Here is a 21,234-nt window from a genome sequence, read left to right as displayed (position 1 = left end):
CCATGCGCCATCGTCTCGCCGCCCTTGTCACCGCCCTCACGCTGATCGCCTCCCCGGCCCTGGCGGGGGCGGCGGATTGCCGCCTGAATCCGGTGGGCGAACTGCCCATCCATCTGGAGAACGGCTTGCCCATCGCCGAGGGACTGCTGGATGGCAAGCCGGTGCGGGCGCTGGTCGATACCGGCACCACCCGCCACCTGGTGTCGGTGCAGGCCGCCCGTCGCCTGGGGCTGGACTTTCAGGAACGCACCGTGCGCGGCGTGAACCTGGGGCAGGGGGATTGGCGCAAGGCCGGCACCATGAAGGCCGACACGCTCAGCTTTGGCCCCTGGCAGGGCAGCGGCTATCGCCTGCAACTGGTGGATGCCGGGGATTTCGGCGCCAATGTCGACATGGTGCTGGGCCAGGATCTGTTCGTGCAGTCCGATGTCGAATTGGACATGGCGCACAATGTCATCCGCTTCTTCCGGCCGGCGGACTGTGATGACACGCCGCTGGCCTACTGGGCCCAGACCTATTCCCAGGCCACGCTGCGCTCCCGTGGGTTCGGCAGCTATTCCCTCAGCCGGGTGGTGGTGCAACTGAACGGGCTGGAATTCTGGGCCCGCCTCGACACGGGCGTGCGCACCAGCACGGTGCTGACCCGCCTGGCCCACCGCGTGAACGTGCGCGAGGACAGCCCCGGGTCCATGCCGGGGCCGGAGCGGCGCGACATCGGCCGCACGCCGGTGCCCACCTGGATCGGCACCTTCGACACCCTCAGCGTGGGGGATGAGACCATCCGCAATGCCCGCCTGTCGGTGGGCGATTACTACAATCTGGGCGTGGACCGGGACGGCAGCCTGGCCATGGTGCTGGGCATGGATTTCATCCGGTCGCACCGCATCTTCATCGCCAACAGCCAGGACAAGATCTACTTCACCAACGTGGCCAAGCCGGTGTTCGGTCCGCCGGGGGCTTAGTTCGGCCCAGGGCCTCAAACCCCGCCGGATTGGCACCGGCGGACAGCGGAAGACGGGGGTTTTCGATGCGGGATGATGGTTCGCGCCGGCGCTTTCTCGCGCGGCGGTGGGGTTTGCTTGCCCTGGTGGGCGCCCTGGCCCCGTCGGGCGCGGCCTGGGCGGATGCCGCCAATTGCCACCTGAACAAGGTGGCGGAGATGCCGGTGCGGGTGGAACGCAACCAGCCTATCGTCGAGGCTGATGTCAATGGCACCCGCGTGCGCGCCTTGCTCGACACCGGGGCGGATGTCACCGTCATTTCCCAGGCGGGGGCCGCCCGTCTTGGGTTGGAGGTCAGCAGTCAGCGGAGGCTGAGCGGTATCGGCGGCACCGCCGCCCTGGGCCAGGTGAAGCTGAAAAAGCTGGTGGCCGGCGGCTGGTGGTCGGACTCGCCTCTGGTGCATGTGGTCCAGAATGAGAATTTCGGCCCGGATGTGGAAATGATCCTGGGCCAGGACATTTTCGCCCAATATGACATTGAACTGGATTTCGCCAACGGCGCCGTCCGCTTCTTCGAGCCCAAGGGCTGCGATGGCGTTCCGCTGGCCTATTGGGCGCAAGATTATGCCGAGGCGGCGCTGCGCCCCACGTTGCCCCTGGGGCACCGCGACATCCAGGTGCGTGTTTCCCTGAATGACCGCGAGACCTGGGCCCTGCTGGACACCGGCTTCACCCACAGCTCCGTCTTGCTGCGCACCGCCCATCTCGCCGATGTGCATGAGGACGGGCCGGATGTGACCAAGGGCAGCGAGTTCCACGGCATCGGCAAGAAGCGCACCCCCACCTGGATCGCCACCTTCGGCAGCGTCGCCATCGGGGATGAGACGGTGCGCCATGTCCGCCTGAACGTGGGTGACTTTGGCCTGTTTGGCGAGCCGGACCGGGTCAACGCCATCGGCATGTTCCTGGGGGCGGATTTCGCCAAGACCCACCGCATCTATGTCGCCAACAGCCAGGGCAAGGTCTACTTCACCAATGTCGGCCGCCCCATCTTCGCCCCCGGCCAGCGCGAGGCGGATGCGACGCCGGCATCCGATGCCAAGGCGCCGGCGGCCAATTGAAGCGACCTGGGCGCTGTGTCCTATTCATACCGCAGCGCCCGCACCGGCCTTTCCCGGGCGATACGGGCCAGTTGAGCGGCCACCGTCGCCCAGGCCAGCGCCAGCGATATCGCAGCGGCGCCCACGAACCAGAGCGGGTCGAGGGCCACGCGGTAGGCATAGCCATCCAGCCACCGCCGCAGGGCCCACCAACTCACCGGCCAGGCGATCAGGCAGGCCAGGCCCACCGGCTTGCAGGACTGCCACAGCAGTAGGCGCAGGATCTGGGGCAGGGTGGCGCCCATCACCTTGCGGATGCCGATTTCCTTGGTGCGCCGCTCCGCCGTGAACGCCGCCAGGCCGTACAGGCCCAGGCAGGCGATGACGATGGCCAGGCCCGAGAACAGGGCGAAGATCCCGCCGGTCCGGCGTTCCTGGTCATACAGATGCTGGTAGCGGTCCGACAGGAACCACCGGCGGATGGGCTGGTCCGGCACCAGGGTCGCCCAGGCGCGGTCGATGGCGGCCAGGCCCGCCGCCGTCTCGCCGGCCTGCAATCGGACCATCATGACCGAAAAGCCATCGCCGACATGAAAGATGGCGGGCGATACCGGGCGGTGGATGGAGCGAAAGTGGAAATCCTCCACCACGCCGATGACGGTGCCCCGGATGGTCAGGGCCGAGCCGGCCGAGCCCACGGTCTTCAACACCACCTGTCCGATGGCGGCCTCCGGGCTGGCGAAGCCCAGGCGCCGTGCGCCGGATCGGTTCAGCACCACCGCCGCTGGCAGTTCCAGAGACGTCACGCCTTGGGGCGACGGCTCACCCGCCAGCATCCAGTCCGGCCGGTGCACCTTGTCGGCGGGCCGGTCGGGGTCGAACGTCCGCCCCGCGATCAGGCGCAGGCCCATGGTCTGGATATAACCGAAGCTGACGCCCTCGCCCCGCATGGTGATGGGGGTGGCGGCCCCCGGCCGGCGCACCAGTTCATCCTCGCCCTCATCCGGGTTGCCCAGATAGATGGTGCTGGCCGCCACGTCCGCGATGGCCGGTTCCTGGCTCAGCCTGTCCATGAAGGGGGGCCATTTGCCGGGCCCGCCCAGCGTGTCGTCGATATCGACCATGACCATGTTGTCGCGCTGGAACCCGACCGGCTTATGCTGCGCGTAGAGATACTGGCTATGCACCACCGCCGCCGTCGCCAGCAGCCCGATGGACACGGCGAACTGGAACACCACCAGCAGGGTGCGCAGCCGCCCGGTGCCGCTGGCAGCCGAAGCCCCCCGCAGGGCTGACACCGGGGTGACGCCGGACAGGACCAAGGCGGGATAGGCGCCGCTGGCGACGCCGGTGAGCAGGCCCATCCCGGCCAGCAGGCCCAGCAGCGCCGGGTCGCCATAATCCAGCCTGAGGGGCGTGGCCGTCAGGCGGGAATAAAGGGGCAGGGTGACCTCCGCCAGGGCGATGGCCAGGATCATGCCCAGGCTGGTCAGCAGCAGCGCCTCCCCCATGAACTGAAGCATCAGGCGGCCCCGGCTGGCGCCCACCGTCTTGCGCACCCCCACCTCCCGCGCGCGCAGCGAGGCGCGAGCGGTGGCCAGGTTGGTGAAGTTGATGACGGCGACGCCCAGGATCAGCACCGCCACCAGGGACAGCAGGGACAGGCTGCCCGCGTCAGTTCCCGGCTGGGCGTCATCCTCGATGGGATCGGTGTGAATGGCGCGCAGGGGGCGCAGGTGGGGCACATACATCTCCGCCAGCCGCAGGGGGCCTTGCGGCGTCTGGGCGTCCGGCGCCGCGTGGCGGTACCAGCTGGTCAGCTCCCGCGCAACGGCGGCGGCATCGGCCCCCTGGGCGAGCCGGATGTAGGTGCGCCAGTCCAGCGCGAACCAGTCTTCCTCAGGGTTAGGCTTGGACAGGATGATGGAGTTGCTGGGCACCAGCATCAGGGACGGGGCGAAGTGCGTGGTTTCCGGCAGGTCGGCGACCACGGCGCGCACCGTCAGGCTGTGGTCACGCACCACCAGGGTTCGGCCCAGGGCGGGCCCATCACCGAAGTAGCGGCGCGCCCCCGCCTGGGTCAGCACGGCGGCGGCCGGGTCGGCCAGGGCCGCCATGGCGTCGCCGGCCAGCACCGCGCGGGGGAATACCGCCAGGAAATTGCCGTCGACGACGGTGACGACATCCTTGAACCGTTGGTCACCCTGGCGCATCACCACCCGCCCGCCGCTGGCGCGGGTCACCGCCTCCACCTCCGGGTGGTCCTGGGCGAAGGCCGGGCCGATGGCCCGCCCGGTCTGGGCGATCCGGCGGGCCGCTTGGCCCAGATCGTGGACCTCGGTGTCGATCTGGTAGAGGCGGTCGGCGGCGGGGAAAAAGGCGTCGAAGGAGGTTTCGTGCCGCACGAACACCAGGATCAGGATGGCCGCCGCCAAGCCTATGCCCAGGCCCAGCACGTTCAGCGCCGTGTACAGCCTGTGCCGGGCCATGACCCGCAGGGCCACCGTCAGATACTGTCCCACCAACCACCCCCTTCGCGTCGTTAGGCCATCCGGTTGTCCCGGTTCGCTGTTTTGCACCGGAATAAGCAATAACAAGGCCATCAATAAGCTCTTGTTTTTCCTATCCCTGCGCGTGAGGGTCGCTGTCCGCGCGCGGACAGTGTGCGGAAACGGACGGCGTGTCCGCCGCGACATGCGCGCCCTGGCGGGGCCGCGTGCCGCGTGGCAGGGTGGGATGGTAAGGAAATGGTTGGTGGTGTGAAATGGGTGTGACGCCGGTGGGTGTGGGCCGGGGCCGGTGGTCCCAGGTGATGACGGTGGTGCGGGTTGCCAGCGGCAACTTCCTGGAAATGTACGACTTCATGGTGTTCGGCTATTTCGCCGGCGCCATCAGCCGGGCCTATTTCCCCCAAGGCAGCGACACCGCCGGCCTGCTGCTGACCTTCGCCACCTTCGGCGCCGGCTTTCTCATGCGGCCCATCGGCGCTCTCATCCTGGGCGCCTATATCGACCGCAAGGGCCGCCGGGACGGCCTGCTTCTGACCCTGGGCCTCATGTCCGTCGGCACCATCACCATCGCGCTGATGCCTGGCTATGCCACCATCGGCCTGCTGTCACCCTTGCTGGTGCTGCTGGGCCGGCTGGTGCAGGGCCTGTCGGCGGGGGTGGAACTGGGCGGCGTCTCCGTCTATCTGGCGGAAATCGCCACGCCGGGCCGCAGGGGCTTCTACGTCAGCTGGCAGTCGGCCAGCCAGCAGGTGGCCGTCATGGTGGCCGCCCTGATCGGCGTGACGCTCACCTTCACCCTGACACCGGAGACGATGCAGGCCTGGGGCTGGCGCATTCCCCTGGTGGTGGGCTGCCTGATCGTCCCCTTCCTGTTCCAGATCCGTCGCTCCCTGACCGAGACGGAAACTTTCCTGGCCCGCACCCACCACCCCACGATGGGGGAGATCATGGCCACCCTGGCGGCCAACTGGGGCGTCGTCCTGACGGGCATCGGCCTGGTGATGATGACCACGGTGTCGTTCTATTTCATCACCGCCTACACCCCCACCTTCGGCCGTGACGCCCTGCATCTCAGTGACATCGACAGCCTGCTGGTGACCCTGGCCGTGGGCGCCAGCAACTTGGCTTGGTTGCCCCTGTCGGGCGCCCTGTCCGACCGCATCGGCCGGCGGCCCATCCTGGTGGCCTGCACCCTGCTGGCGCTGGCGACGGCCTATCCGGCGCTCAGTTGGCTGGCGGACGCACCCAGCTTCGGCCGCCTGCTGGGGGTGGAGCTGTGGCTGTCCTTCCTCTATGCCAGCTACAACGGCGCCATGGTCGTCTACCTGACGGAAATCGTGCCGGTCACCGTGCGCACCGCCGGCTTCTCCCTGGCCTACAGCCTGGCCACCGCCGCCGGCGGCTTCACCCCCTTCATCAGCACCTACCTGGTGAAGCATGGCGGCAACGCGGCCATGCCGGGGATATGGCTGTCGGCGGCGGCCCTGTGCGGCCTCATCGCCGTGCCGGTCAGCGCGAGGTTTGCCAAGCGGCATGCCGGCTAAGGGCGGCTACCGCCCCCGCGCCAGCCACACCGTATGCCCGCCGCAGTCGGGGTCCTCGGCCCGAAATGCCACGACATCGAAGCCGTGGCCGTCCAATAGGGCGCGGTATTCGGCTGGGTCCAGGCTGGCGTGGTACAGCGGCTCCCCGGCATAGCTGCCCAGGACCACGCCATGGCGTGGTCCGCTGGTGAACATCAGGGCGGCACCCGGCAGGGCGTGGCGCTGGAAGACCGTGAACAGGGCGCTCTGGTCATCGGCCGTCAGGTGGAAGAAGCTGTTCCAAGCCAGGATGCCGGCGTAGCGCCGGTCCAGACCCAGGCCGCGCATGTCGGCCAGCCGCCAGTCCTGCGCCGGCATGCGGGCGCGGGCCAGGTCCAGCAAGGCGGGGGCGGTGTCCACGCCGGTGACCGCGCGGCCCCGGTCCACCAGGTAGGCGGCCATGGGCCGACCGCCACCACAGCCCAGGTCCAGCATGGGGCCCGGGGGCGCCAGGGCTAGGAAGCGGTCCAGCCAGGCGCCCTCCATATCGGGGCGCCGCCGCTGGCCGGCCTGGCGGTCGGACTCCCACGCCAGGCCGTGGCGTTGGTACAGGGCGATGATGCTGTCGGCGTCTTGGTCCATGGGACTGTCCGGGGTGCGTGTCCTTGGTGCCGCCAAGGATACGCCCTCAGGCACGCCGACGGCGACCGGCAATGCGCGATCAGGCCGCGCGGACCGTGGCCAGGAAGTCCGACACCTCGCGGCGCAGGTGCTCCGCCTCCGTCGACAGGCTGCTGGCGGCGGCCAGCACCTGGGTGGCGGCGGTGCCGGTTTCGCCGGCGGCCTGCGTGACGCTGGTGATGGTGCCGGACACCTCGCTGGTGCCGGCGGCCGCCTGGCTGACGCTGCCCGCGATGTCGTTCGCCGCCGCACTCTGCTGGTCGACGGCGGCGGAGATGGCGGCGGCGATGCGGTTGATCTCCCCGATGGTGCCGGCGATGGTTGAGATCGACTGGCCGGCGGCGTTGGACGCCGCCTGGATATCGGTGACCCTGCTTGCCACCTCTTCCGTCGCTTTGGCCGTCTGGTTGGCCAGGGCCTTGACCTCGCTGGCCACGACGGCGAAGCCCTTGCCAGCCTCGCCGGCGCGGGCCGCCTCGATGGTGGCGTTCAGCGCCAGCAGGTTGGTCTGGCTGGCGATCTCATGGATCAGCGCGACCACGGCGGTGATGTCACTGGCCGAGCTTTTCAGCGTCGTCACGGCGGCGACCGTCTCGTCCGTGGTGGTGACCGCCTCCGACGCCACGGTGGAGGAGCGCGCGACCTGGCGGCCGATTTCCTGGATCGATGCCGACAGTTCCTCCGTGGCGCTGGCGACCGTGTTGACGTTGGCGGCGGCCAGTTCCGCGGCGCTGGCCACGGTCTGCGACTGGCGGCTGGTTTCCTCGGCGGTGGCGGCCATGGCCTGCGCGGCCGCCTGCATCTCCGTGGCCGCGCCGGCCACGGCGTCCACCACGCCCTTGACCGACTCCTCGAAGCGGCCCGCCATCTCCAACAGCACCGCCTTGCGCCGCGCCTCGGCCTCCTGCTTCTCGCGGGCCGCCGCCTCTTCCATGGCGCGGACGCGCAGGGTGCTTTGCTTGAACGCCTCCGCCGCGTGCGCCAGGTTGCCGATCTCGTCCCGGCGGCCCAGGCCCCGCACCTCGACGGTGGTGTCGCCCGCCGTCAGCCGGGCCATGACCGCGATGATGCCGTTGATGCCGCCGGTCACCGACCGGACGACGACGCCCGCCAGGATCACGCCCGCCACGATGCCCAGGCCGCTGATCCCGATGGTCAGGGCCATGGTGCGGCTGAAACGCGCCATCGAGTCGTCGAAGATGCGCTTGGCTTCATTGACCTGCAGGGCGATCAGCGGGGCCAGGGCCTGGGTCACGCGCCCGAAAGCCTCACGGTCCTGCGGGTCGCCGGCGGGCAGGGCGCGGTAGGCGGTGTAGAGGGGCTCGAACGTGCGGGCCAGGTCGGCCTCCTCCGGGGTCAGGTAGGTCGACATGTAGTGCGTCCAGGCCGCCGTCATGCCCGCCTCGGCGCTGGGGGCCTTTTCCCCCGCGCCGCGCGCCGCCCGCAGTTGGTACAGGTTGTCCTGAAGGGCGTTCAGATCGGCCAGGGCGACCGTGCGGTCTTCATAGACGCTCTTGAGGTCCTGGTTGGTGCTCCACGCGCCTCGCAGGCCCAGGGCGCCCGCCACGATGGCCACAAGCGCCAGGCACCCCACCAGCAGGGTGAGCCGCGTTCCGATCTTCAGGTTGTTCAGCATGACAAGGCCGGTCCTCAATTATTCACGGCTCAAGTATGGGAATTTCCCCTTGAGCAATGATTAACGAGGTAGTCCGGAGGGCTGGATCCATAAGGATGGTAAAAGGATAGGGTGCCGAACCGGGGTCAACCGACCGGCAGCAGCAGTTGGGCTTTCAGCCCCGGGCCGTTGTCCTCCAGCACCAGGGTGCCGCCATGGCGCTGGGCCACCGCGTCCACCAGGCTCAGGCCCAGGCCGCTGCCGGGGCGGGCCTGGTCGCGTTCCAGGCGGAAGAAGCGCTCGCGCACCCGCTCGCGGTCCTCCGCCGGGATGCCGGGGCCGTTGTCGGCCACGGTGATGCGGACCCGGCTGCCGCCGCCGGGAACGGGGCCGTCGCTGGCCACGGTCAGGCTGACGCGGCCGCCCTCGGGCGTGTACTTCAGGGCGTTGTCCAACAGGTTGGCCAGGGCCTGGCCCAGCAGCTGGCGGTTGCCTTGGACCAGCGCGGCCGGGCCTGTCGCCTGCACCGCCATGGTGAAGGTGATGCCCTGGTCCTCCGCCACCGCGTCATAGAGTTCGCCGGTGCTGAGCGCCAGGGTGTCCAACTGCACGGGGGCGATGGGCAGGTTGCCGCCCGATTCCACCTCCGCGATGGCCAGCAGGGCGCGGAAGGTGGCCAGCAGGTGGTCCACTTCTTCGATCGCCGCTTCCAGCACCTCGCGCGGGTTCTCCACCGTCTCGTGCATCAGGGCCAGTTCCAGGCGGGTGCGCAGGCGGGTGAGGGGGGTGCGCAAGTCGTGGGCGATGCCCTGGCTGACATGGCGGATGCCGGCCACCAGCGCCTCGATGCGATCCAGCATGGCGTTCAGGGTGTGGGCCAACTGGTCGAACTCGTCGCCGCTGCCGGTCAGGGGCACACGGCGGACCAGCATGCCTTCGCGGATGGCCTCCGCCGTGCGGGTCACGCCGTCCAGGCGCCGCAGCCAGACGCGGCTCATGGCCAATCCGCCGACCAGGCCCAGGACCAGGGCCAGGCCCATGCTCCAGCCGATCACGCGCTCCAGCCGTTCGCGCAGCACCCGCACCTCGCCCAGGTCACGCCCCACCAGCACCCGGTAGCCGCCCGGCAAGGCCGCGATCAGGGCGCGCACGTCGCCGGGGCGCACCTGGCCGGTGCTGGGGTCCTTCACGGGCAGATTGACCCAGCCGGCTTCGTCAACCCCCTTGGGCCAGAACTGGTTGCCCGCCAGGGTGGACCCGGAACTGGCCGACAGGATGTAAATGGACGCGGCGTTGCCCATGCCGCGCTCGTTCACCGCCTCCGCCAGGCCCGCCATGCCGCCGGTGCGATAGCGGTCGGCCAGGGCCTGCATGTCCTCGCGGATGGCGGTGTCCGCCTGCCCCGCCAGGAAGCCTGCCGTGGACCAGTAGATCAGCCACAGCACCAGCAGGACGGAACCGATGAACAGCCCCAGATAGATCAGCGCGAAACGGAAGGTGGTGGTGCGCAGCAACCGGCCCAGATGGCGATCCGCCGGACGATGCCGGTCGGCCGGCGCGTCACCCGCCGTCCCGCCGTCGTTCCCCTTGGCCGTGAGGCGCCGCTTCAGGGCCTTAAGCAATATCCGGCCCCCCGCACGGTCTGGATCAGGGCGTGGTCGAAGCCCTTGTCCACCTTCTGGCGCAGGCGCGCGATGTGCACGTCGATGACGTTGGTCTGCGGGTCGAAATGATAGTCCCACACCTGCTCCAGCAGCATGGTGCGGGTGACCACGCTGCCGACATTGCGCATGAGGCATTCCAGCAGCTGGAACTCACGCGGCAGCAGGTCGATGGCCTTGCCGCCGCGCTTCACCGTGCGGGCCAGCAAATCCAGCTCCAGGTCGCCGGCCACCAGCTTGGTGGCCTGGGCCTGCGGGGCGGCCCGGCGGCGGCCCAGGCTTTCCAGCCGGGCCAGCAGTTCGGAAAAGGCGTAGGGCTTGGTCAGGTAATCGTCACCCCCGGCGCGCAGGCCGGTCACCCTGTCCTCCACGCTGCCCAGGGCGCTCAGCACCAGCACGGGCGTGTCGTTGCCGGCGGCGCGCAGCAGGCTGACCAGGGACAGGCCGTCACGGCCGGGCAGCATGCGGTCCACCACCAGGGCGTCGTAATGCTCCGCCCCCGCCAGGTACAGCCCCTGCGTGCCATCGGGCGCGTGGTCCACGGCGTGCCCCGCCTCCTTCAAGCCTTTCAGCATGTAGGCGGCGGCCTGGGCGTCGTCCTCGATGACTAGGATCTTCATGGGGCTGAACCTGGGTTGGGGACTGCATGGACGTAAGGGTCTCAAACCAAAGGGCCGGGCGGTGGTGATCCGCCCGGCCCTGGTTCTCCATCATCCGGCTCCGGTGCGGGGCCGGGGGGCCGGCGTCAGCCCTTGGGCGTCACCGGCAGGGGCAGGAACATCTGCTGGTCGCCCCGGCGGACCAGCAGCAGAACGGACTTGCGGCCGTCCTTCTTGGCCTTTTCCACCTGGGCAGTGACGTCGGCCGGGGCCTTCACGCTTTCGTTGTTGACGCTGGCGATGATGTCGCCGGGGCGCAGACCCAGGTCGTCCTTGCCCGGATCGACGATGACGACACCCTGGGCGTCGCCGTCCAGGCCCAGGCGTTCCCGGGTGCGGTCGTCCAGCTTGCCCAGCTTCAGGCCGGCGACGCTGGTGTTGTCGCCCTTGCCGTCCGTCGAGCCAGAGCCGACGGCCGGGCCGTCCTTGTCGTTGCTCGGCGCCTCACCCAGCTTCACGGAAACGGTGATGGCCTTGCCGCCGCGCAGCACGCCCAGGTCCACGGTCTTGCCCGGGTCGATGCCGGCCACGTTGCGGGCCAGGTCGCGCTGGTTGTCGATGGCCTTGCCGTTGATGCTCTGCACCACGTCGCCCTGCTTCAGGCCACCCTTCTCGGCCGGGCTCTTGGGCGAGACGGCGTTGATGATGGCGCCCTTCGGCTCCTTCAGGCCCAGGCTGTCGGCGATCTCCGGCGTCACGGCCTGCAGGGTCACGCCCAGATAGCCGCGCTGCACATGGCCGGTGGCCTTCAGCTTCTCGATCACCGGCTTGGCCACGTTGGACGGGATGGCGAAGCCGATGCCGACCGACCCGCCGGTGGGCGAGAAGATGGCGGTGTTGATGCCGATGACTTCGCCATTGGCGTTGAAGGTCGGGCCGCCCGAGTTGCCCTTGTTGATCGAGGCGTCGATCTGCAGGAAGTCGTTCAGGTTGGCGGGGTCGATGTCACGGCCGCGGGCGGAGACGATGCCGGCGGTGACGGTGCCGCCCAGGCCGAAGGGGTTGCCCACGGCCACCACCCAGTCGCCGGGCCGCATCTTGTCACTGTCGCCAAAGGCCAGGGCCTGCAGCGGCTTCTTGGTTTCCACCTTCAGCAGCGCCAGGTCCGACCGTTCGTCCTGGCCCACGATCTTGGCGGGCACGTCGTCGGTCTGGTCCTGGAAGTGGACCTTCACTTCGTCCGCCCCCTCAATGACGTGGCGGTTGGTGACGATGTAGCCGGTGGGGTCGATGACGAAGCCGGACCCCAGTGCGGATTCGATCCGGGGGCGGCCGTTGCCACCGCGCCCGCCGGGCAGGGCGTCATCGGGCAGGCCGAAGTGGCGCATCATCTCCTGCAGTTCCTGGGGCACCTGCGGCGTCGTCACCTTGTGCGCGGCGGTGATGGTCACCACCGCCGGCGACACCTTCTCCACCAGGTCGGCGAAGCTGGGCAGGGACGCCGGGCTGGCGGCGTGGGCGGTGATGGCAGCCGGCGGGGCCACCAGCGCGGTGCCGGTCATCAGCCCGATGGCCAGCGCGGTGACGGCCAGGCGGGGAAAGCGCTTCTTGGTGCTGGGAACGGTGGTCATGGTCTAACGCTCGCTTTCACGAAGATAGTCTTGGCACGAAGATATTTTTGGTCTTGGGATTCCCGGATTCGCCCTTTGGCGGAACCGGGTCGGGAGGCGGGCCGGCGCGGGGGCCAAGCCTCAGGTATCACTTCAGGTGTCGATGGAACCGTCGTCGAAGCCGCCGTCGTTGGCGGTGTCGTAGCTGGCGTCCTGGTAGCCGCCGGTATCATCGCGATAGCTGTCGTCGCGATATCCGGCGTCCTGGCGGCCAGGATCGAAGCGGTCGCCGTTCTCATTCACGATGGTCTCGTTGACGGTGGTGTTGTTGATCACCGTCTCGTCGATCCGGTCGCCGCCATAACCGGCCCCCCAGGGGGAACCGCCCAAGCCGCCCCCGATACCGCCCCCGAGGCCACCATGACCGCCCCGGAACAGGGACTCCACGGCATCGGCCGCCAGCACGCCGCCGGCGACGCCGGCCATGGTTTCAAACATGCCGCGCATGAAGCTGCGGGGCTGGGCATAGACGGGCGGGGCGCCGTAAGCCGGCTGGCCATACGCCGGCTGCGGCGGCGCATAGTTTTGGCCATAGGCGGCCTGGCCATAGGGCGCCTGGGGCTGCTGTGCGGGGTAGGAGGACTGCCCCCACGGGCCGGGGGACGGGGTGGCGGCCGATTGGCCCGACGATGGGCCGGTGAAGGGCGGGGGACCGCCCTGCGGACGGGCGGCGGCGGTCTGCTGCAGATCGGCCAGGCGGCGCTGAGCGTCCACCAGCGCCTCCTGCTGGGCCAGCAGCGCCTGCGCCATGATGTAGGGCAGCGCCGGCTGGCGGGAGAGGGCCTCACCCACCAGGCGATCCGATTCCGGGTCGCGGGGCATGCCGTCCAGTCGGGACACACGCGCCAGCAGGGCTGTCAAATCTTCGCGGTCCTTCGGGGTCATGATGGTTTCTCGCCTGCTTTCCTCGGTTGGGCGTGGGGTACGCCGACCCAATTAACATGGGCCTAATTAACATGGGACGATCATCGCCCGCCGCAACGAGGATGATCATGGTCGGAATAGACTTTCCAGCCTGTGGAGCCAGGATTAAGTTTTTTTCATGCGGTGATGGCCCTAAAGCGATAGGAACACGTCTTCCTTTTGACTTGCCGAGGGTGCCCCCGGGGGCACGCCGTCCGCCCATGGCCATCATGCTACCCCTGGCGCCCCCCGCCTACACACCGGAGGAGATGCGCGCCCGCGTCCTGCACCAGGACGCTGACGTCCTGATCGTGGACAAGCCCTACGGCCTGCCGGTGCATTACGGCACCAAGTCCACCGACCATCTGGAGCGCTACCTTCCCTGGCTGGTGGCGGAGGACGCGCCGGCGCCGCGCCTGGCCCACCGGCTGGACAAGGACACCACCGGCTGCCTGGTGCTGGGCCTGAACGAGACGGCCTCCACCCGCCTGGGCAAGCTGTTCCTGGCCGGCCGGGTGGGCAAGCGCTATTGGGCCGTGGTCAAGGGTCGGCCGGCGGCGGATGAGGGCCGCATCGAGCTGCCGCTGATCAAGCGCCAGGTGCCGGGCTGCTCCCGCATGATGGTGGATCACGAGGAGGGCAAGCACGCCCTCACCGAATGGCGGGTGGTGGCCGAGGGTGCGGGCGGGGACGGCATTGGGGCCGAGGGGCAGACGCTGTCCTGGCTGGAACTGACGCCGCGCACGGGCCGCATGCACCAGCTGCGCGCCCATTGCGAGGCCATGGGCTGGCCCATGCTGGGTGATCCGATCTATGGCCGCGACTGGCGCGTGGAGGGCGGGCGGGAACGGGCGCCGACCGTGCCGCTGCACCTGCACGCCCGCTGGGTCGCCCTGCCCTGGGGGCCGCCGGCGGAGCCGCCTATGACGGCCACCGCCCCCCTGCCGCCGCACATGCGGGACACCTTCCAGCGGCTGGGATTCGCGCCGGAGGCCGCGGGCTGACGATACGACTTTTAGGCGACGGGTTGGCGCGGCACCCCGCGTATAAGCATCGTCCCAAGGGTCCCCGAAACGAAAGGGTCCCAAAGAGAAAAGGTCGGTGGCATGACACCACCGACCCAGTAGGCTTGGAAGGAATTCAAGACAGGACGGCAGCAACCGTCTTGGCTTGGTAGATCCACTACCGCGACCGGACAGGCCAGGACGCCGGACCGATCACCGCAGGTACGGGGAACATCCGCCGGGCAGGGTGGTCTAGAACCCCAGCCCGGGGCTTCGCCGGCGCCAGTCCCGACCCCCAGGGTTGGGGCAGAGGGGGCGGAACGCCGCTCGCGGTCTAGAACGAGCGTGGCACCGGTGCCACCAGCCAAGGGAAGGGCGCCGCGGGCGGGGGGTTGGGGCTCCCGTCTCTGGCTGTTGCCGTCCCCATCGGCTGGCGACAAGGGGACACTGCCACGGCAAGCTGACCGCAGCCTGACAAAGATGCCGGGCATAACGATTTTTGGACGCCGTCACATTTTCGCCCCCTAGGCCTGGCATAACCAGCCCCGTGGCCTTGGTCCCGCGCGCCAGCCCGACCCACCGACCGCGCCCCGCATCCCGTCCTTGTAGACGGGCTGTTAACCTTCCGGGGCTAGGGTCGGTGGTGCCGGGAACGCCGGCACCGTTCGCCACTTGCTCCCTTTTGTATCCATTTCGGGCCGTTTTCCGCTCCGGAACCCTTCCGCATCGCCGCGGATGATGCGATAGAGTTCCGGCAGGCGGACGCCGCTGCACGAACATGCTGTCAGAACCTGAGTCAGATACCGCTCCCATGTTGACCTCCCTCTCGGCCGCGTCCGGTTCCACAGCGCAGCAGGCGGCGGCACCCGCGGGCAAGCGCCTGTCCATCGTCATCCCCATGCATAATGAGGAGGGCAACCTCGACGCCCTGTTCCAGCGGCTGGTTCCCGTGCTGGAGGGGATAGGGCTGGCGTTCGAGATCATCTGCGTGGATGACGGCTCACGCGATGGCACCTTCGCCGCGCTGACCGCGCACCAGGCGCGGGAGCCGCGGCTGAAGCTGTTGCGCCTGTCGCGCAACTTCGGGAAAGAGGCGGCGATGTCCGCCGGGCTGAGCCATGCCAGCGGCGACGCCGTGGTGCTGATGGACGGCGACCTGCAGCATCCGCCCGAAACCATCGTCACCTTCGTGGAGCAATGGCGCCAGGGCATGCAGATGGTTTACGGCGTCCGCGCCAGCCGCCTGACCGACCCCTGGATGCGCCGCTTCCTGACCAAGCTCTATTACCGCCTGCTGGACAAGATGTCCGAGGTGACGCTGCCGCGCGGCGCGGGCGACTTCCGCCTGCTGGACCGCAGCGTGGTCGACGCCTTGAATGCCATGCCGGAGCGCAACCGCTTCATGAAGGGCCTGTTCAGCTGGGTCGGCTTCCGCCAGGTGGCCGTGCCGTTCGAGGTGGCGCAGCGCCATGCCGGCGCCAGCTCCTTCAATTTCTGGCGCCTGCTGCGTTTCGGCCTGGACGGCGTCGCCTCGTTCAGCAACGTGCCGCTGCGCGTCTGGTCCTGGCTGGGCATCGCGTTGTCGGTGCCGTCCTTCTTCTATGGCCTGGTCATCATCACCAAGACCATCATGTTCGGCCGTGACACGCCCGGCTATGCCTCGCTCATGGTGGCGGTGCTGTTCCTGGGGGGCGTGCAGCTGATCGGCCTGGGCGTCCTGGGCGACTATCTCGGCCGCGTCTTCACCGAGGTGAAGGGCCGGCCCATGTACCTGGTGAATGAGAAGGTTGGGTTCGATGACGCGCCGGCATCCGGCGGCGCATCGCCCAGCGTCGTCGGGGGGCACCCCTGACCTCCATGACCTTGGCCCGCTCATCCGACACCGCCGACGCCCTGCCCGCCGCATCGCCCGCCCCGGCCATCGGCGCCGGCCGCATGCTGCCGGCCGGCGCCCGCCTGGGCAAGCCCGCCCGGGCACCCCTGTGGCGCCGCCTGTCGCCGTGGGACATAGCCTTCTGGCTGGTCCTGGCGGTGGCCGTCGTCGTGGTGTCCTGCACCTTCCCCGACTTCGGCATCACGTTTGACGAGCCGCTGCACGTCGAATACGGCCAGCGGGCGCTGGAATGGTACGCCTCGCTGGGCAAGGACCGGGCGGTGCTGGAGTTCCAGAACCTCTATCTCTACGGCGCGCTGTTCGACACCGTGGAGGCGCTGTTCGAGAACCTGCTGCCCCTGGATGTCTATGCCACCCGGCGCCTGATCGGCGGCCTTACTGGCTTGCTGGGCGTGCTGGCGGTGCGCCGCATCGCCCGCGATATCGCGGGGGAGGAGACGGGCGCCCGCGCCGGGCTGATCGCCGGTCTGTGCCTGATGCTGATTCCCGACTGGTGGGGGCATTCCTTCGCCAATCCCAAGGATGTGCCCTTCGCCGTGGCCGCCGCCTGGACCTTGTCCTGGCTGGTACGGGTGGGCCGCGGCCTGGACGAATCGCCCCGGGGGCCCTCCCTCGGCGCTGTCGCCATGCTGGGCTTATGCTTCGGCATGGCCTTGGGCATCCGCGTCGGCGGCGTGCTGTTGGCCGGTCCCATCGGCCTGGTCATGCTGGCGCATGTCGCCAAGGGCATCCTGGCGGGCGATAGTGCGCGCCAGGCCGGGGCCACGGCCTGGCGCCTGGTGCGACGCCTGTGGATCGCCGCCCCCATCGCCTATGGGGTCATGATCGCCGCCTGGCCCTGGGCCCAGGTCGATCCCCTACGCCACCCGGTGGAGGCGCTGGCGGAATTCTCCAAGTTCCCCATGGACTTCACCTTCACCTTCGCCGGCGTGCAGGTGCGCACCACCAACCTTCCCTGGTGGTATCTGCCCGTGGGCTTCGGCGTGAAGCTGCCCGAGGTGGAACTCCTGGGCCTGTTCGCCGCCGCTTTCTTCGCGGCCAGGGCGACGTTGCGCCGCCCCTTCCCGGCGGGGGTGCGGCTGGACGGCGTCGCGCTGGTCACCGCCGTGCTGTTGCCCCCGGCGGCGGTGGTGGCGACCGACGCCGTGCTCTATGACGGCATCCGCCACATGCTGTTCCTGATGCCGCCCCTGGCCACGGCCGCCGGCCTTGGCTTGAACGGCCTGCTGACCCGACTGCCCCCGCGCTGGCCGCGCCTGGGCTGGCTGAAGCCCGCCTTGGGGGCTGTTCTGCTGGTCTGCGCCGGCATCCAGGTCGCCTTCATGGCCCACCTGCACCCCTATGAGACCATCTGGTTCAACCGCTTCGTCGGTGGCGTGCGCGGAGCGGGACCGAAGTTCGAGCTGGATTACTGGGGCAGTTCCCTGTCCGAGGCGGCCAAGCGCCTGACCGACACCATGGTCAAGCTGGAGGGGCCGCAGGCATTGACCCAGCCCTACCGCATCCGCGTTTGCGGCCCGCCCACCTCGGTGTTCCACTACCTGCCGCCGGCGTGGAAGCCCACGCGGCGCAACACCGGCCCGGTGGATTTCTACCTTGCCTTCACCCGCTGGGCCTGCAAGGAAATCCCGGCGGGCCAGGACATCGTGCGCATCGAGCGCGATGGCGAGGTCCTGGCCTATGTGCGTGACTTGCGGGAGCCGCCACAGTAAGGAGCGGCCTCCCGACTTGGGAGAGGATCGCCAGATGAAGCTGTTCGGCCTCGCGGGCTGGAGCGGTTCGGGCAAGACCACCCTGATGGTCCAGCTGATCCCGGAGCTGACGGGGCGCGGCTATCGCGTCTCCACCCTGAAGCATGCCCATCATGATTTCGACGTGGACCAGCCGGGCAAGGACAGCCATCGGCACCGCACGGCCGGCGCGACCGAGGTGCTGGTGGCCTCCTCCCGCCGCTGGGCGCTGATGCACGAGCTGCGCGGCGCGCCCGAGCCGACCTTGGCCGACCTGGTGTCCAAGCTGTCGCCGGTGGACCTGGTGCTGGTGGAGGGGTTCAAGCGCGACCCCATTCCCAAGCTGGAGATCTGGCGGGCGGAGAACGGCAAAGCGCCGCTGTTCCCGGAGGACCCCACGGTGGTGGCCCTGGCCGCCGACGATCCCTTGCCCGCGCCGCTCTCAGGAGCGGAGGGGCGGGCGGCGCCGCTGCCCCGCTTCGCCCTGGACGCGGTGCCGACCATCGCCACCTTCATCCTGGCCCATGTCGGCCTGCCGCCGTACGGTCCATAAGGACGGGTCTATCCCATGCCAGGCGCCACCGATTGCTTTGCCACTCCCTTGCTCAGCGTTGACCAGGCGCGGGATCGCCTCTTGCGCTCCGTCGCCTGCGTCGCGGGCGTGGAGATGGTGGCGCTGGACGCTGCCGATGCCCGCATCCTGGCCGGTGACCTGGTGGCGGCACACAGCCTGCCACCCTTCGCCCAGGCCGCCATGGATGGCTATGCCCTGGACCACCGCGACGTGGCCGGCGTGCCGGCGGGCCTGGTGCGTCTGCCCCTGTCGGGCCGGGTGGCGGCGGGCGATGCGCCGGGCCCCCTGACGCCCGGCACCGCCGTCCGCATCTTCACCGGCGCCCCCCTACCGCAGGGGGCGGACACCGTGCTGATGCAGGAGGACGCCGCGCTGGACGGTGACGTGCTGCTGGCACCGCCCGGCCTGGCGGCCGGCCGCCATTGCCGCGCGGTGGGGGAGGATATCGCCGCCGGTGCCGTGGCCCTGGCCGCCGGGCAGCGCCTGACCCCGGCGGCGGTGGCGCTGGCCGCGGCCCTGGGTGAGCAGGCCCTGGTGGTCCGTGCCCCCCTGACCGTGGCCCTGTTGTCGACGGGGAACGAGGTGCGGCCCGCCGGCGCGCCCCTTCCCCCCGGCGCCATCCACGACGCCAATGGCCCCCTGTTAGCCGCGCTGCTGCGCCGCCTGGGCTGTCGCGTGGTGCGGGCGGGCATCGTGGGCGATAGCCGGGACGCCCTCAAGGCCACCCTGTCGGGCCTCAGGGCCGACCTCATCCTCAGCAGCGGCGGCGTTTCCGCCGGCGAGGAGGATCACGTCAAGGCGGTGGTGGCCGACTTGGGCGGCATCGACTTCTGGCGCCTGGCGCTGAAGCCAGGCAAGCCGCTGGCGTTTGGTAATATCGGGGTCACACCCTTCCTGGGCCTGCCCGGCAACCCCTTCGCGGCCTTCGCCGCCTTCCTGGCGCTGGGCCGGCCCCTGGTGCAGCGCCTGGCCGGCGAAACCGTCACCGATCCGCCGCGCATCACCGTGCGCTGTGGGTTCAGCCATGCCCGCGCCCCGGGCAAGCGGGAGTATCTGCGGGTGACGCTACGGCAGGAGGGGGCGGAAACCGTGGCCCATCAGGTCGGCGCCGGGGGCAGCGCCGCCTTGTCCTCCCTGGCCCAGGCCGACGCCGTGGCGGAGGTGGAGGACGCGCGCGACAGCCTACGCCCCGGCGACCCGCTGACGGTCATTCCCCTGCACGGGCTGTTCTGACGGGCACGCTGATCTCATCACGCCGTGTCATCACGCCACCAGGGCCAACATGGCCAGCAACAGGAACAGGGTCTTGCGTATCATCGCGGGGCCTTTCGTCCGGCGGCGGAAAGGTCGATGTGCGGATGGTCTGCACGTGGGCAAGGGGGCGCTGGGCCGTCCCGTCGCACCCTATGGGTTATTGGCGAGGGGCATCAGCACCACCCTTGGTGACGGGCGTGAGCATGCCGGTGAACGCGGTCGGCCGCAACCTACCGCGTGTGCGTTGCCCTGCCGGTGGCCTGTGACAATTCCGGGGCGGCCACGGTGATCGGGGCGCTGGCCTGGATGGCGCCGCCCTCGCCCCGCAGGGTCAGGACGTAGCGGCCTGGCGGCAGGTAGAGCGGCAGCACCTCGCCCGGCCGCAGGAACAGGCGATCATAGGGCGCGGTATCGGCGGCCTGGCCGGGCTTGCGCGCCTCCACCACCCCGTCGCCGTCCTTGGGCAGCAGGGCTGCCGGGATGGCCACGGGCTGGCCCAGCCAATGGCGGGAGACGCCGGCGGCGGCCACCGGATCGGCGCCTATCGACTGGGGCATATGCACCTGCAGATCGACGCGGCCGGCATGGGATGGGGTGATGCGGGCGCTGCCGTCCGGGTTGAGATAGGTGGTGGCGGGTGCGGTCGCGTCTGGGCGTTGGCAGGCGGTGGTATCGATGGTCAGCGGATCGATGCCTGTGCGTTGCTTGAAAGCCGCCGCCATCCAGGGCACCGTGCTGCTCACGCCTTTGCTGACATGGGACCAGCCGGCGAGCACTAACAGCTTGCCGTCCGGCGGCATGCGGGCCAGGACGTCAGCCAGGCGCGCCGCCTCCACCCGTTCCCGCGACGCCGTCCATAAATCAGGGTCGTGGTTCATGACGTCCATATCGTCATAGGGAACGAGGTCGAAACCCAATGCGAGGGCCTCGCGGATGACGGCGGCGAAGGTCGGTTCGCTGAGATAAGGGGCGAAAGTGGGCTTCCCTTCAAGGAGCCAGTGCTCGCGCACCTCCCCGGCCTTCACGTCGCTCCCGTCTATGAAGAGCGCCTCCATGGCCACGTGGGTGAAGCCCATTTGGCGCAGGCGCGGTAGCGCCGCCAGCCAAAAGGCGCGTGACACGGGAGCGATGTGGTTCTCATTGATCATCACCACCCTGCGGTCCCGCGCCCGGGACAGCAGGGTTTCCAATGGATCCGCGGCTACGCCCCGGGCGGCCTCGTCACAGTCTGCGCTGTTCTGGCGCTTCCAGGCGATGGAGTCCGGGCCGCCATTCCACGCGATCCGTGCCAACTCGGGTCTGCCCAGCCGGGCAAATTGCATCGCCAGGCTATCGCGTCTGGCGCCATACTCCGCCTCCTGCGCGGCGGCTGCCTCATAGGTATGGATTTCGCCGACGAAGTCGCCAGCCGTAAGACGATCCGGCCGGTCGTAGGGCAGTTCAAGGGCAGAGAGGGCGCTTGCCGGTGGTGCGGACTGTTGTGCCATTGCCGACGAAACGCCTGTGGCCCAAGCCGCCGCCAGAAATCCCCAATACCCCCACCGTGCCATGCCCTACCCCCCGCGTCCCCTGGTT

At 69.4% G+C, this 21,234-nt stretch carries 16 protein-coding genes; 8 read left to right on the top strand and 8 right to left on the bottom strand.

Annotated elements, in window-relative coordinates; all coding sequences use genetic code 11:
• Positions 1-2 precede the first annotated feature (2 nt).
• Together FBZ90_RS11375 and FBZ90_RS11370 are read left to right on the top strand one after the other, a co-directional pair.
• A complete protein-coding gene (locus FBZ90_RS11375) occupies positions 3-962 on the top strand; it encodes a retropepsin-like aspartic protease (protein WP_145732171.1) in 960 nt (319 codons plus the stop codon).
• 65 nt (positions 963-1,027) lie between these two features.
• A complete protein-coding gene (locus FBZ90_RS11370) occupies positions 1,028-2,062 on the top strand; it encodes a retropepsin-like aspartic protease (RefSeq protein ID WP_145732169.1) in 1,035 nt (344 codons plus the stop codon).
• A 20-nt stretch (positions 2,063-2,082) separates the two neighbouring features.
• On the opposite strand, the gene FBZ90_RS11365 is transcribed toward FBZ90_RS11370, so the two are convergent.
• Positions 2,083-4,563 (bottom strand): FtsX-like permease family protein, encoded by a 2,481-nt coding sequence (locus FBZ90_RS11365; RefSeq protein ID WP_186455747.1) that lies wholly within the window; start codon positions 4,561-4,563, stop codon positions 2,083-2,085.
• Positions 4,564-4,805: 242 nt separating this feature from the next.
• On the opposite strand from FBZ90_RS11365, the gene tcuC reads away from it, so the two are divergent.
• Positions 4,806-6,095 carry an MFS transporter gene (gene tcuC, locus FBZ90_RS11360; protein WP_145732165.1) on the top strand — a complete coding sequence of 430 codons (1,290 nt, stop codon included), beginning with the start codon at positions 4,806-4,808 and terminating at the stop codon, positions 6,093-6,095.
• A gap of 6 nt (positions 6,096-6,101) precedes the next feature.
• On the opposite strand, the gene FBZ90_RS11355 is transcribed toward tcuC, so the two are convergent.
• The 6 genes from FBZ90_RS11355 to FBZ90_RS11330 all read right to left on the bottom strand — a co-directional run bounded on the left by FBZ90_RS11355 (position 6,102) and on the right by FBZ90_RS11330 (position 13,185).
• A complete protein-coding gene (locus FBZ90_RS11355) occupies positions 6,102-6,716 on the bottom strand; it encodes a class I SAM-dependent methyltransferase (protein ID WP_145732163.1) in 615 nt (204 codons plus the stop codon).
• Between the two features lie 79 nt (positions 6,717-6,795).
• Complete coding sequence (locus FBZ90_RS11350; protein ID WP_145732161.1) at positions 6,796-8,391, bottom strand: methyl-accepting chemotaxis protein; 1,596 nt, start codon at positions 8,389-8,391, stop codon at positions 6,796-6,798.
• Positions 8,392-8,516: 125 nt separating this feature from the next.
• On the bottom strand, positions 8,517-9,992 hold the full coding sequence (locus FBZ90_RS11345; protein WP_246130332.1) for a sensor histidine kinase: 1,476 nt from the start codon (positions 9,990-9,992) through the stop codon (positions 8,517-8,519).
• Complete coding sequence (locus tag FBZ90_RS11340) at positions 9,977-10,651, bottom strand: response regulator transcription factor (protein ID WP_145732159.1); 675 nt, start codon at positions 10,649-10,651, stop codon at positions 9,977-9,979. The genes FBZ90_RS11345 and FBZ90_RS11340 overlap by 16 nt, the downstream gene beginning before the upstream one ends.
• 125 nt (positions 10,652-10,776) lie before the next feature.
• Positions 10,777-12,261 (bottom strand): Do family serine endopeptidase, encoded by a 1,485-nt coding sequence (locus FBZ90_RS11335; RefSeq protein WP_145732157.1) that lies wholly within the window; start codon positions 12,259-12,261, stop codon positions 10,777-10,779.
• A gap of 132 nt (positions 12,262-12,393) precedes the next feature.
• The gene (locus FBZ90_RS11330; protein ID WP_145732155.1) at positions 12,394-13,185 is read right to left on the bottom strand and encodes a DUF2076 domain-containing protein; all 792 of its coding nucleotides are present in this window, start codon (positions 13,183-13,185) and stop codon (positions 12,394-12,396) included.
• 239 nt (positions 13,186-13,424) lie between these two features.
• On the opposite strand from FBZ90_RS11330, the gene FBZ90_RS11325 reads away from it, so the two are divergent.
• From FBZ90_RS11325 to FBZ90_RS11305, 5 genes are all read left to right on the top strand, one after another.
• Positions 13,425-14,207, top strand: a complete 783-nt coding sequence (locus tag FBZ90_RS11325; RefSeq protein WP_246130330.1) for an RluA family pseudouridine synthase — start codon at positions 13,425-13,427, stop codon at positions 14,205-14,207.
• 811 nt (positions 14,208-15,018) lie between these two features.
• Positions 15,019-16,059, top strand: coding sequence for a glycosyltransferase family 2 protein (locus FBZ90_RS11320; RefSeq protein WP_186455746.1), 1,041 nt, complete (start codon positions 15,019-15,021; stop codon positions 16,057-16,059).
• A 5-nt stretch (positions 16,060-16,064) separates the two neighbouring features.
• Positions 16,065-17,813 (top strand): hypothetical protein, encoded by a 1,749-nt coding sequence (locus tag FBZ90_RS11315; protein ID WP_145732151.1) that lies wholly within the window; start codon positions 16,065-16,067, stop codon positions 17,811-17,813.
• 34 nt (positions 17,814-17,847) lie between these two features.
• Positions 17,848-18,384 (top strand): molybdopterin-guanine dinucleotide biosynthesis protein B, encoded by a 537-nt coding sequence (mobB, locus tag FBZ90_RS11310; protein ID WP_145732149.1) that lies wholly within the window; start codon positions 17,848-17,850, stop codon positions 18,382-18,384.
• A 15-nt stretch (positions 18,385-18,399) separates the two neighbouring features.
• Complete coding sequence (locus FBZ90_RS11305) at positions 18,400-19,638, top strand: molybdopterin molybdotransferase MoeA (RefSeq protein ID WP_145732146.1); 1,239 nt, start codon at positions 18,400-18,402, stop codon at positions 19,636-19,638.
• Between the two features lie 251 nt (positions 19,639-19,889).
• On the opposite strand, the gene FBZ90_RS11300 is transcribed toward FBZ90_RS11305, so the two are convergent.
• A complete protein-coding gene (locus FBZ90_RS11300; RefSeq protein WP_145732144.1) occupies positions 19,890-21,146 on the bottom strand; it encodes a hypothetical protein in 1,257 nt (418 codons plus the stop codon).
• Between the last annotated feature and the right edge of the window lie 88 nt (positions 21,147-21,234).

Origin of the sequence: Nitrospirillum pindoramense (assembly GCF_007827955.1) — a bacterium.
Taxonomy (GTDB): domain Bacteria; phylum Pseudomonadota; class Alphaproteobacteria; order Azospirillales; family Azospirillaceae; genus Nitrospirillum; species Nitrospirillum amazonense_B.
The sequence above is the reverse complement of the archived record's forward strand: the minus strand, read 5'-3'. Positions and strand labels throughout refer to the sequence as shown.